Genomic DNA, 12,231 nt, shown 5'->3' on the forward strand with positions numbered 1-12,231 from the left:
GAGAGAGAGAACAGGCCCCTACACCTTGTAGTACATGTCGAATTCCACCGGATGGGGGTGGAGTTCATAGCGCATGTTCTCTTCCATTTTCAGCTCGATATAAGCATCGATCTGATCGTCATCGAACACGCCGCCCTTGGTAAGGAACTTACGGTCTGCGTCGAGCGCTGCAAGCGCTTCTCGCAGTGAGCCGCACACTTGCGGGATCGATTTAGCCTCTTCAGGCGGCAGATCGTAGAGGTCCTTGTCCATGGCATCGCCCGGATGGATCTTGTTTTCGATGCCGTCGAGGCCAGCCATGAGCAGGGCTGCGAAGGCAAGGTATGGGTTGGCCGTCGGATCCGGGAAGCGCGTCTCGATGCGCTTGGTCTTCGGGTTGGAACCGAACGGAATCCGGATCGAAGCGGACCGGTTGCGCGCAGAATAGGCGAGCATGACGGGTGCCTCATAGCCGGGGACGAGGCGCTTGTAGCTGTTCGTCGACGGGTTGGTCAGAGCGTTCAGCGCGCGAGCGTGCTTGATGACGCCGCCGATGTAATAGAGGCATGTCTCGGACAGGCCTGCATACTGGTCGCCTGCGAAGAGCGGGCTGCCGTTCGACCAGATGGACTGGTGCACGTGCATACCGGAACCATTGTCTGCAAACATCGGCTTCGGCATGAAGGTCGCCGTCTTGCCATACGATGCGGCCACATTGTGGATCACATATTTGTAGAGCTGCAGGCGGTCCGCCATCGTGGTCAGCGTCGAGAATTTCAGCCCGAGTTCGTGCTGGGCCGGCGCCACTTCGTGGTGATGTTTTTCCGGATCAAGGCCGATATCAGCCATGACGGAAAGCATCTCGGAGCGCATATCCTGTTCGGAATCCACCGGAGGCACCGGGAAATAACCGCCCTTCGGGCCAGGGCGGTGGCCCATATTGCCCATCGGGTATTCCTTGCCGGTATTGATCGGCAGTTCAGTGGAATCGAAACTGTATCCGGTCTTGTGCGGCTCGGTGGACCAGCGCACGTCATCGAACACGAAGAACTCGGCTTCAGGTCCGAAGAATACGGTGTCACCCACGCCGCTCGACTTCACATAGGCTTCGGCCTTCTTGGCCGTTGTACGTGGGTCGCGGTTGTAAGCCTGGCCCGTGATCGGGTCCAGGATGTCACACATCACGGCCAGCGTGGTCTGCTGAAAGAATGGGTCAATCATGGCCGTGCTGGTGTCAGGCATCAGCACCATGTCGGACTCGTTGATCGCCTTCCAGCCCGCAACGGATGAGCCGTCAAACATCTGACCTTCGGTGAAGAAATCGTCTTCGACCATGTTCTTGTGGAAAGAAACATGCTGCATCTTCCCGCGAGGGTCGGTGAAGCGAAGGTCGACGTATTGGACGTCCTCATCCTTCATAAGTTTCAGCAGGTTATCGGCCATTGGAATTTGCCCTCCAGTAAACAGCTTCTAAGGTTTTTTGTATTCTGTGACTTGCCGCTTAAAGGGCGGCGTCGCCTGTTTCGCCCGTACGGATTCTTACCGCATCAGTGATGTCAGAGATGAAGATCTTGCCGTCACCGATCTTGTCAGTATGGGCGGCTTTCTTGATGGCGTCGACTGCGCCTTCTACCGCACTGTCGGCGAGAACAATTTCGATTTTCAGTTTGGGCAGGAAGTCGACCACATACTCTGCGCCTCGGTAGAGTTCGGTATGACCGCGCTGACGTCCGAAGCCCTTGGCTTCGACGACGGTCATGCCTTGCAGACCGATCTCTTGCAGCGCTTCCTTAACGTCATCCAGTTTGAAGGGTTTGATGATCGCCTCAATTTTTTTCATGGCCCGTGTCTCCCAGCCGTTTGGTTCGTGTAAAGCAACGGGTATGCGCCTTCTGCGGTGGAAGCGAGACCCAGCATCAGACTTAGCATCAGGTTAAGTGGGCGTGATCGAAATTTGGACTTTGCTGCCTATCGTTTGTGCGTTTGGCCCGTTCGGACCCTGTCTTCATTACGGGTTTAAGCCTCCCAGAGTATGCCCTCATTGCGCGCCTTTCTGTGCAGCCAGTCTGAACGACGCGGCGGGAGCGATTGAATCTTCTGCATATTTGCGCAAAGCAGGCACGCATATTTATTGTCGCGGACCCAGGATCGAACTCAGGGTTCCGAATTCACTCAATGAGGCCGGCACCGAGCCCGGCTCGGGAGATTTCATGCTATATCTTGTTCGTCACGGGGAAGCTGCCGCCAGTTGGGGCAGCCATCCGAACCCAGGCCTGAGTGATTTGGGCCAGCACCAGGCTGAGTCGGTCGCCGCCGATCTTGAAGGTCTGGGCATCGACCGCATCATCAGCAGTCCCATGCAGCGATGCCGTGAAACAGCGCGGCCGCTGGAAGCGAAGCTGGGTCTTTCCGCCACAATTATGGAAGACGTTTCCGAAATCGCGACACCAGAGGGAATCACTGACAGGGTGGCGTGGCTTCAGGGCTTCATGTCGGGCACCTGGGAAAATGAGGCCAGCACCCACACCGCCTGGCGAGATGCCATGATTGCCAGCTTGGAAAGCCTGCCCGATAATACGGTCGTATTCACGCATTTCGTGGCGATCAACGCAATTGTCAGCAAGCTGCAGCAGCGGGCGGAAACGCTCGTCTTCCGGCCGACCTATTGTTCTATAACGTCGTTGGAACGCAGCACCGATGGCCTGAAAGTTCAGCGACTGGGCAGCGAATCCGAAACCCGCGTGCTATGAGTTTCATTCATGGGCAGACCTATTCTTACTCCGCAGGAAATGCGGGCCGCGGAAGAAGACCTTTTTTCCAAAGGCACTGACAGTTTCGACCTCATGCAGCGTGCCGGAAACGCGGTTGCTGAATTCGTTCATGCCAAATGGCCGGAAGGCCGGATCCAGGTCCTGTGCGGGCCCGGAGGGAATGGCGGGGACGGCTTCATCGCTGCGGCCAAGCTCGCAAAGCTCTGGCGTGAGGTGGAGGTTTTCTGTCTTGTGGGCAAGGAAGCCCTGACCGGCGATGCGGCCAAGGCGGCAGCCGAGTGGGACGGCGAGATCAAGCTGCTAGAGACTGCGCTTGAGGCGCCGCACGACATTGTACTGGATGCATTGTTTGGAGGCGGCCTGTCCCGACCCCTCGACGGCATAGCAGCAAAACTGGCCGAGCGTGGCGGGCGCGTCGTGTCGATTGATGTACCCTCCGGTATTGATGGCGAGTCGGCCAAGCCGCTGGGGCCATGCTTCCGGGCCGAAGGAACGATCACTTTCGCCGCCTTGCGCCCGGCGCACGTCCTGTTGCCCGGCGCGGTCTATTGCGGCGGCGTGTTCGTGGCAGATATCGGTGTCCCGGTTCAAACCCAACTTCTGGAAAACAGCCCACTCCTGTGGGGACGCAACCTGCCGCAACCCGGACAGGGCAGCCACAAGCATGCCCGAGGCCATCTGGCCGTCGTAAGCGGAAACGCGGCTTCGACGGGCGCCGCGCGATTGGCCGGCCGCGCCGGTTTGCGAGCCGGAGCAGGCCTTGTGACCCTGTTGTCACCGCCGGACGCTGTTGCAATCAATGCGAGCCATCTGACCGCGATCATGCTGAAGGAAGTGGCGAATGCCGAACAGCTTCGCGAAACCATAGAATCGGCGAGCACTGTAATCCTCGGACCGGCCGCCGGGATCAACACAGGCACGCGCAAGAATGTGGAATGCCTTCTGTCCACTGACGCAAAAGCCGTATTGGACGCCGACGCCCTTACCGTCTTCGCCGATGACCATGATGCCTTATACAAGCAATTGCGGGCCGACGATCTGATCACTCCGCATATCGGCGAGTTCAAGCGTATTTTCGGCGACCTGCTCGAGACCGAAGTGAACAAGGTGGAAGCGACGCGCCAGGCAGCCCAGATGGCCGGATGCGTGGTCCTGCTCAAGGGCCCCGACACCGTCATCGCGAAACCGGATGGCATGGCGATCGTGAACACACATGCCACGCGGTGGCTCGCCACAGCTGGCTCCGGCGACGTCCTGGCTGGCATTGCCGGGGGACTGATGGCCCAGGGTGTGGACACGTTTACTGCCGCCGCCATGGCAAGCTGGCTTCATGGCGAAGCGGGCAGGCGCGTCGGCGCGGGGCTCATCTCGGAAGACCTCGAAGCCCAGTTGCCTGACATCCTCAGCGCATTGCACGGCGAGCACCGCTAAATTCGCAGCCTCCGCGCCCGTTTGGTGTTGAAGCCTCCCCAATGCTCGCGTAGGAACACCCGTCATGCGGATGTGGCGGAATTGGTAGACGCACTGGATTTAGGTTCCAGCGCTGCAAAGCGTGGAGGTTCGAGTCCTCTCATCCGCACCAACCTTACGGTTCTAGTGAGCAAGCATGCACACAAGATCGCAATGAAGCCAAGGAAACCGAAGATCGTCTGAGGGACGAAATTCACTCCGGCTATAATCGCTTTTGATATTTCATGCGTGCCGCTGCAGGTGGAGCCATGGCATTTGCGATGATGCGTTACAGGGCCTCTCATCAACGAAACAGGGATAGACCCGCCGAATATGTACCCGACCGACACAGCACGCAATTGAGCGGGAAGGAACTAAGCCCGCCTGAGCTGGTTTGAGTATTGGAGTCACTCAAAAAATTAAGGCGTGCCATGACTAATATCCCGGAGAATTTACAAAACGCAACAATCGTCATCCTGGGCGCCTCAAGCGGCTTCGGCAAAGGCGTGGCATTTAAGCTCGCCAAAGAGGGTGCGAATGTGGTTGTCGCCGCCCGACGTATCGACTTGCTTGACGAACTGGTCCGGGACATCAAGGCCGAAGGCGGTAATGCACTCGCCGTTCAGACGGATGTGAGCGAACAGGAAGGCATTCGTAATCTCGCGCAAAAATCGGTGGACGCGTTTGGCCGGATCGATGTGTGGATCAACAATGTCGGGGTCGGCGCACTAGGCTATTTCTGGGAAATACCGCTGGATGTTCACGAACGAGTCGTCGACGTGAACCTGAGCGGCCTTATCTACGGTGCCCATACCGCCCTCAATCAGTTCATCAAACAGAAGGGCGGGACGCTCGTGAATGTGGGGTCTATAGACAGTGAAGTCCCCCTCGCTTTGCAAAACACTTATGCCGCCACCAAAGCCGCGGTGTTAAGCCTAAGCCGCTCGCTGAATGAAGAGCTTCGCCTGAGCGGGAACGATGAACACATACATGTCGCGACGATCATGCCGTGGGCGGTCGATACACCTTGGTGGACGCATGCCGCCAACTATACGGGCCATGCGCCGCGCATGGCGGCGATGGATGATCCGGACCTGGTGGTCGACGCCATCGTGAAGGCTTGCACAAACCCGAGAGAAGAAATGCCGGTGGGCATAAAGGCACATGCTTCGAACATTTTTCATCAGATATTCCCAGACCTCACGGAGCGCATGTCTGCGAGCCTGGCGAAAAGAGAGAGCAACAAAGCCGTAAGCGCGCCCCATACGCAAGGCACACTTTTCGAACCCATGGAAGAGGGCCGGGGCATTGACGGCGGAATTCGTGCGCGCATGAAAAAAGAGGATACCGCATAAGCTGACAATTTAGCAAAACCTGTCGATGTCCTCCCCTCCCCACCACTCACCTCGAAATTCGTCTCTAACCTCGCGGCAAACGGCCGTTTAGCCGATGGACATTCCCGGTTTCACCTGCCAGCAAGGCGGGAAGAAGAAACGGAGGATTTCCAGACATGTCGATCGTGACCACAGAGAAGCGCGGATCCATCATGATCCTGACGCTAAACCGACCTGACAGCTTGAACGCGCTGGGCGCTGAGGGCGATGGCATCGCCATAGCAGCAGCCTGTAACGAAATCGTGGCCGATCCCAGCATCCGTTGCGTGATCCTGACCGGCGCGGGTCGGGCATTCTCAGCTGGCGGCGATGTGAAGGCCATGAAGGAAGGTACCGGGGCATTCGGTGGCGCGCCGCACGATATCCGCGAAGGCTATCGCCGCAACATCCACATGATCGTCAAGTCACTCTATAATCTGGAAGTGCCTATGATCGCCGCCGTCAATGGGGCTGCGATTGGCCTTGGCTGTGATGTGGCCTGTATGGCCGACATACGGATTGCCTCGGACAAGGCGAAGATGGGCGTGACCTTCCTAAAGCTGGGCCTGATCCCCGGTGATGGCGGGGCATGGTTGCTGCCGCGCCTGATCGGGTCATCCCGCGCAGCCGAGCTCCTGTTCACCGGCAAGGTCATCGACGCGGCCACCGCTGAGGAATGGGGTCTCGTATCCAAGGTCGTGCCGGGTGACGCGCTCATGGACGAAGCCATGGCGCTCGCAGAACAGATCGCTGCCCAGCCCCCGCAAGCCCTGCGCCTGGCGAAGACCCTGATGCGGCACGGTGCGAACGCATCCTACGAAACCATTATGGAAATGTCCGCCGCCTCCCAGGCCCTCATGCACAAGACCGAGGATCATATGGAAGGCGTCAACGCCATTCTTGAAAAGCGAACGCCGGACTTCAAAGGCCGCTAGGACACGACACCATCTGTATAAAGACTCTCGATGGCATCGACTGACAGGCCGAGGCTATCAAGCACGTCTCGTGTGTGTTGGCCCAGGGCGGGCGAGGGGCCTTTCGGTCCGTCGTCCGCGCCAGGAAACCGGACGGGTGAAGCAGGCGATGCATAGGTCGAGCCATCGCCTTTCGCGCTCGGCGTTTGGACAATGGCGCCGGCCGCGAGGGCCTGTGGATCCTTGGCGACTTCCGCCAGGGTCTGAACCGGTGCCCAGGCAAGGGATTCCGCATCCAGTCGCTTCGCCATTTCTGCCTTGTCGAATTTGGCGAAGCCTGCATCGAGGATATCGACCACTTCGGCATTGTTCTTTCGGCGCGCCTTGGCAGAAGTGAATCGTTCGTCCGCGATGAGTTCTTCCCGGCCAATGGCGCGGCAGATCGGCCCCCAGTCAACTTCGCCTTGGCGCGAGACAAGACAGAACCAGCTCCCATCCCTGGTTTCGAAGAAATTCGTGATCGGAACATTTTGCTCGTGTCGAGATTTTGTGGACGCGACCCGGTCGAAGAAAAGCTGAATGGCAAAGTCGGATCCAAGTGCGTACAGGCCGGCGCGGAAGAGGGAGGCCTCGACCAGACGCCCCTTGCCTGTTCGGCTCGCTTCCACCAATGCCGCGCAAATTCCCGCTGCCGCTGACATGGAAGTCGTATGGTCACCAAAAGCGGTGCGATTGGCAAACAGGTCATCGCCCTTGGGCACGGTCAGACGCGCGACGCCCGTGCGACTCCAGAAGCTTGCAATATCAAAACCGGGCCGGTTCGCATCCGGACCTTGCAGGCCGTATCCTGTCAGGGAGCAGTAGACGAGCTTTGGATTGATGACTTTCAGGCTGTCATAGTCGAGACCGGACCGCTCAAGCCCGCCCGGTCGGACATTCGTCAGGAAAACATCGGCATCAGCGACCAGCTTGCGCACGAGTTCCTGCCCTTCTGGCTTGGATGTATCGACCACGATGGACTTCTTGCCGCGATTGTCGAAATCGAACACGGGATTGTCGGCAATGTCTGTCCCGATCGTCTTGAAGAACAGACGGATCGGATCGCCTCCGGGCGGCTCGATTTTCACGACATCGGCGCCCCAGTCACTCAGGATCGATCCTGCGCCTGGCGCCGCCATATAGGTCGCATATTCCACAACCTTGATACCTTCGAGCATGCATCCTCCTGTTGTTTTGGTTTTGCCAAAGTTTTTGCAGGATGCGCTCGAGAATGACCACCCTGACCAAAGGTCAGGCCTTGAAACTCAAGCAATAGATCGGGGCGCGTGGCGGAGGAAGAGGGATTCGAACCCCCGGAGCCCGCGAAGGCTCAACGGTTTTCAAGACCGCCGCATTCAACCACTCTGCCATTCCTCCGGCGCCCCGGTGTTTCCAACACGGCACCTGCTTTTGCAAGCCCCCTTCTGCGAATGCCGAGGCTGGGCAAGGTGTAAACAGAACGCTAAGCTGACTTTCCGTTTTGGTAGAGTAGGTTCATCCTGCATCCACCTTGGCGTGGTAAACAAGAAAAGTACGGCAGAAAAGCCGGACATTCAGGCGCAAAGCGCCGAATACAAACTCAGAACGAGGTTAAATCGCGAATGCGCGCGCCATCGACCAAGATCACCGACCGTCTTCCCGCTCTTCTTGCAGCCACGCTCGCTGCCGCGTTCGTTACCGCGCCGGCATTGGCTGACCCCGCACCGATCATTTTCAAGACGCAGGGGCAAAGCGCCAGGATTTCCGCCGAACGTCAAAACGTGTTCATTACTCCGAGCCAGGCCCGGCCTGACGCTGAGAAAGCCAAGGCACGCGTCCAGTTCAATTATCCGGGGGCTCCGAAACCGGTCCAAACCGCGAAATCATCGAATCCTGTTCCGCAGTTCGCAAATCCGGGGGCTGAGCCAAGAGAATATGCCAGCATCAGCGCGCCGATCAGTGCCGCGCCAGCGCCGATGGCCACACAGACACCTGCGACACAAGCTTTTGACCCTCGTGCCACCGCGCAACGTATCGCCGTTGAGCGCGAGCAGGCCGCCGTGGAAGCGGAATCTCTTCCAGCACTTGCAGGCGCCGCTCAGCCGAAACCGGAGCAGGGGGCTGCGCAACCGGGGGCAACAAATCTGACACCAGCTACGACACATTCGGTCACGCCTGAAACGGTTCCTGTGTTTGATGAAACCGGCGCAGCCATCGTGTATGGCGATGAGTTTCAGGGCCTGCCGACTGCGAATGGCGAAATTTTCAACCAGGCTGACCTCATGGCCGCGCATCCGAACCTGCCATTGCCAAGCCTTGTTCAAGTCGTGAACATTGACACGAATACGGAAGTGATCGTTCGCGTGAATGATCGTGGCCCGTTCGAGGATGGCGCCATGCTGCAGGTTTCGCAACGCGCCGCCACCGAACTCGGCATGACCGGGGCAGGGCGCGCCAATGTGCGGGTCCGCTATCTGGGCCCTGCTCCTGTTGCCGCGCCCAAATCGCACCCTGCTCTGCAAGTAGCCAAGCAAGACCCGCCACGTGTCGCCAGCATCAGCACAGTTTCCGCGCCAGCTCCGACATACACGTCAAGCCGCGCTAGCGCACAAAGTTACCAGCCCGTATCCGTCGGAAACTATTTCGTTCAAGTCGGTGCATTCTCGCAGATTTCGAATGCCGAGAGCCTTATTCAATCCATGCCCGGCAATCTAAGCGCCCAGATTGATCCAGCACGCGTGAACGGGGCTGATTTCTTCCGCGTCCGCGTTGGCCCATTCATGAGCCGCGATGCTGCAGACCGCATGAAGGACGACCTGAACCGTTACGGTATCTCCAATGGGCGTGTTGTCGCTCAAAACTGACTACCGACACAGCACAGCTACCATTGACGCTGACCACAAACCGGCCCTTTTTCCTGTATAGACGGGAAAAAGGGCCGTATGTGTATCGGCCATCCGAACAGCAAATTCCGGAGGCTCACTATGCTGCGCAAAACCCAGATCCTGACTGCCATATTTTCGGCGATCGTTGCGATGGGTGCGGCCCAGGCTCAGATCGTGGACACGCCAGCCAGTCATGCCGTGATCATGGATCATGAGACCGGCACCATTCTGTTTTCCAAGGATGGTCAAGAGCCTATGATCCCCGCCTCCATGACCAAGATGATGACGGCCTTTCTCGTCTTCGAACTGATCGAGCGTGGCGAAATTTCCCTGACTGACAAGTTCACTGTCAGCGAAGACGCCTGGCGCCGCGGCGGCTTCCCGTCAGGCACATCGACCATGGGTCTCGCCCCCGGCGACACGCCGACGGTTGAAGAGCTGCTGCACGGCGTAATCATCATGTCTGGCAATGACGCCTGCATCGTGCTGGCCCAGGGTATTTCGGGATCTGAAGAAGCCTTTGCGCGACGTATGACCTCCCTCGCCCATGAACTCGGAATGAGTTCGGCGAACTTCAAGAATACGACGGGCCTTGAGGCTGTTGGCCACGTCATCTCGGCAGAAGACCTCGCCAAGATGGCGAAACTCACCATCGACAAGTACCCGCAATATTATGACTGGTACGACATGCCGTCATATACATGGCGCGAATATACGCAGGCCAATCGCAATCCATTGCTCAGTATTGAAGGTACCGATGGCCTGAAGACCGGCCACCTCGAAGTTTCAGGATATGGTCTTACGGCCTCGGCAGTTCGTGACGGCGTACGGCGTACGATCGTCATCAACGGCTTGGAGAGTATGGCCGCGCGGGCCCAGGAAGGCGAACGCATGATGCGGATGGCCTTCCAGAGCTATGATCTGAAAGTCATCACGCCAGAAAGCGTTGAACTCCCTGAAGTGAAAGTCTGGCTCGGTCAGCAACAGACAGTTCCAGTCTCGCTGGCCAGCAAGGTGACAATTGCCGGCCACAAGGCAGCTCTTGAGAAAGCAAAATCCGAAATCGTCCTCGACCAAGCGCTTCAGGCCCCCATCAAGGCCGGTGATACGGTCGGGAAACTGGTTGTCACCGTGGAAGGTCAGGCGCCGACGGAGGCTCCTATCGTGGCGGAGGCAACCGTCAAGAAGCTTGGTTTCTTTGGTCGCGCGGTCGAAGGGCTCAGCCAGATGATTGGCGGCAACAATGGCTGAGACGCCGACACTCAAATTCATCACACTGGAGGGCGGCGAAGGCACGGGGAAATCCACGCTGCAACGCGCGCTCGCGAAGCGTCTTGAAAGTGAGGGGTTTGAGGTGGTCACGACGCGCGAGCCGGGTGGCACACCCTTGGCTGAAGCCGTCAGACAACTCGCGCTGCATCCGCCTGCGGGTGGTAACTGGTCACCGATGAGTGAAGCTTTGTTGATGAATGCCGCGCGCCGTGACCATCTGGAGAATCTGATCCGACCTGCACTTGCGGAGGGCAAATGGGTCATCTGTGACCGGTTCGCTGATTCCACGCGCGTATATCAGAGTGTTAAAGGTGGCGTGTCGCCAAACGTCCTGAAATCCATGGAGGCGTCCGTCCTGGGAGAAACCGTTCCGGGCCTCACGCTCATACTTGATGCGCCACTCGAAACCACTGCAAGCCGCAGAACTTCCCGGAACGGGCCTGACGACGTCTTCGAAAAACGCGCGGCGGATTTTCATCATGCTGTCCGTCAAGGCTTTATATCTTTGTCGCAGTCAGAGCCTGACCGGTGCCGGCTGATTGATGCCTCACGCTCTGAGCAAGACGTCTTCGAGGCAGCCTGGGCAGTACTTGCTGCAACCTATTCGCTGGGTGAGATGGCCGGATGACCAGTGCCTGGCCCTTGTACGGACACGATGCGGCGGAAGCCTCATTCCTTGCGTCGGCGACGACGGGCAAGCTGCATCATGGCTGGCTAATCGAGGGGCCGTCAGGGATTGGCAAGGCGACAATGGCCAAACGGCTTGCCGCCTACATGCTCGGTGCGCGCGGACCGGAAACCTCGCCGCTTGACGCCGATCCGTCTGACCCTGTCGCACGCACATGCCTTGCGGGCGGCCATCCCGATTTGCGCGTTGTGCATCGCGAGTTGAATGACAAGGGCAAGCTGCGCCAGGACATCACGGTCGACCAGATCCGGGAGCTGACGCATTTCTTTTCATTGAAGCCCGCACAAGGCGGCTGGCGTGTCGGCATCATCGACTCATTGGATGAGCTTAATCGAAATGGCGCAAACGCCTTGCTCAAAACGCTGGAAGAGCCGCCCGGCCACAGCATCCTGTTCCTCGTGAACCATGGAACGACACCGATCCTGCCGACCATCCGGTCGCGCTGCCGGGTCCTGCGTGTATCCGCGCTGAGTGACGAGGACACGAAACGTGCGCTGGAAATCGCTGACGCGCCGGACGAGGCCGTGTCCTTGTCGAAGGGACGACCGGGTCTGGGCATTCAACTGTCCACGCCCTCGGGCCTCGCCGCGTCTCATGCCGCCAAGGTTTTGCTACGCAGCCTGCCGAGGCCGAATGACGGGCTCGTGACCGATGCGCTGCAAACCGCCAGCGCTGACGACACGGCCATGCAGGCATTTCAGGAAGAGATTCTCTCCTGGCTGGCTCACCGCGCAGAACAGCAGCCGGCCGCCGCCAAGGTGTGGCTGGATATCTCGCGGCTTGCAGGGGAAGCGCGTGCGCTGAAGATGGATCCGGCGCAAACCGCGTCCAAGCTGATCGCAGGGCTTTATAGCGCTGCCCGGACGCACTAAGTCCGCAAGC

The 12,231-nt window shown here is 58.6% G+C and carries 11 protein-coding genes and 2 tRNA genes; 9 read left to right on the forward strand and 4 right to left on the reverse strand.

Annotated features, from left to right (window positions below; all coding sequences use genetic code 11):
* Window positions 1–18: 18 nt before the first annotated feature.
* On the reverse strand, window positions 19–1,422 hold the full coding sequence (gene glnA / locus V7660_RS05375) for a type I glutamate--ammonia ligase (protein ID WP_335602101.1): 1,404 nt from the start codon (window positions 1,420–1,422) through the stop codon (window positions 19–21).
* A 58-nt stretch (window positions 1,423–1,480) separates the two neighbouring features.
* Window positions 1,481–1,819 (reverse strand): P-II family nitrogen regulator, encoded by a 339-nt coding sequence (locus V7660_RS05380; protein WP_027837435.1) that lies wholly within the window; start codon window positions 1,817–1,819, stop codon window positions 1,481–1,483.
* 370 nt (window positions 1,820–2,189) lie between these two features.
* On the opposite strand from V7660_RS05380, the gene V7660_RS05385 reads away from it, so the two are divergent.
* The 5 genes from V7660_RS05385 (at window position 2,190) to V7660_RS05405 (ending at window position 6,507) form a co-directional block, all read left to right on the forward strand.
* The gene (locus V7660_RS05385) at window positions 2,190–2,729 is read left to right on the forward strand and encodes a histidine phosphatase family protein (protein ID WP_335602102.1); all 540 of its coding nucleotides are present in this window, start codon (window positions 2,190–2,192) and stop codon (window positions 2,727–2,729) included.
* Between the two features lie 9 nt (window positions 2,730–2,738).
* Entirely contained in the window at window positions 2,739–4,181 is a 1,443-nt protein-coding gene (locus V7660_RS05390) for an NAD(P)H-hydrate dehydratase (RefSeq protein ID WP_335602103.1), read from the forward strand.
* A 66-nt stretch (window positions 4,182–4,247) separates the two neighbouring features.
* Window positions 4,248–4,332 (forward strand) — tRNA-Leu (locus V7660_RS05395).
* Window positions 4,333–4,630: 298 nt separating this feature from the next.
* The gene (locus V7660_RS05400; RefSeq protein WP_335602104.1) at window positions 4,631–5,554 is read left to right on the forward strand and encodes an SDR family NAD(P)-dependent oxidoreductase; all 924 of its coding nucleotides are present in this window, start codon (window positions 4,631–4,633) and stop codon (window positions 5,552–5,554) included.
* Between the two features lie 155 nt (window positions 5,555–5,709).
* Window positions 5,710–6,507 carry a crotonase/enoyl-CoA hydratase family protein gene (locus V7660_RS05405; RefSeq protein WP_335602105.1) on the forward strand — a complete coding sequence of 266 codons (798 nt, stop codon included), beginning with the start codon at window positions 5,710–5,712 and terminating at the stop codon, window positions 6,505–6,507.
* On the opposite strand, the gene V7660_RS05410 is transcribed toward V7660_RS05405, so the two are convergent.
* A complete protein-coding gene (locus tag V7660_RS05410) occupies window positions 6,504–7,703 on the reverse strand; it encodes a CaiB/BaiF CoA transferase family protein (RefSeq protein WP_335602106.1) in 1,200 nt (399 codons plus the stop codon). The genes V7660_RS05405 and V7660_RS05410 overlap by 4 nt on opposite strands.
* A gap of 109 nt (window positions 7,704–7,812) precedes the next feature.
* Window positions 7,813–7,902, reverse strand: a tRNA-Ser gene (locus tag V7660_RS05415).
* 224 nt (window positions 7,903–8,126) lie between these two features.
* Here V7660_RS05415 and V7660_RS05420 point away from each other — a divergent pair.
* The 4 genes from V7660_RS05420 (at window position 8,127) to V7660_RS05435 (ending at window position 12,221) form a co-directional block, all read left to right on the forward strand.
* Window positions 8,127–9,368, forward strand: a complete 1,242-nt coding sequence (locus V7660_RS05420) for a septal ring lytic transglycosylase RlpA family protein (RefSeq protein ID WP_335602107.1) — start codon at window positions 8,127–8,129, stop codon at window positions 9,366–9,368.
* Window positions 9,369–9,488: 120 nt separating this feature from the next.
* Window positions 9,489–10,640 carry a D-alanyl-D-alanine carboxypeptidase family protein gene (locus V7660_RS05425; RefSeq protein ID WP_335602108.1) on the forward strand — a complete coding sequence of 384 codons (1,152 nt, stop codon included), beginning with the start codon at window positions 9,489–9,491 and terminating at the stop codon, window positions 10,638–10,640.
* Window positions 10,633–11,289: a dTMP kinase gene (gene tmk / locus V7660_RS05430; protein WP_335602109.1), complete on the forward strand. Its 657-nt coding sequence runs from the start codon at window positions 10,633–10,635 to the stop codon at window positions 11,287–11,289. Before V7660_RS05425 ends, tmk begins: the two co-directional genes overlap by 8 nt.
* Complete coding sequence (locus tag V7660_RS05435; RefSeq protein WP_335602110.1) at window positions 11,286–12,221, forward strand: DNA polymerase III subunit delta'; 936 nt, start codon at window positions 11,286–11,288, stop codon at window positions 12,219–12,221. Before tmk ends, V7660_RS05435 begins: the two co-directional genes overlap by 4 nt.
* Window positions 12,222–12,231: the final 10 nt, after the last annotated feature.

The organism is Hyphomonas sp., from assembly GCF_036964145.1.
GTDB lineage: Bacteria > Pseudomonadota > Alphaproteobacteria > Caulobacterales > Hyphomonadaceae > Hyphomonas.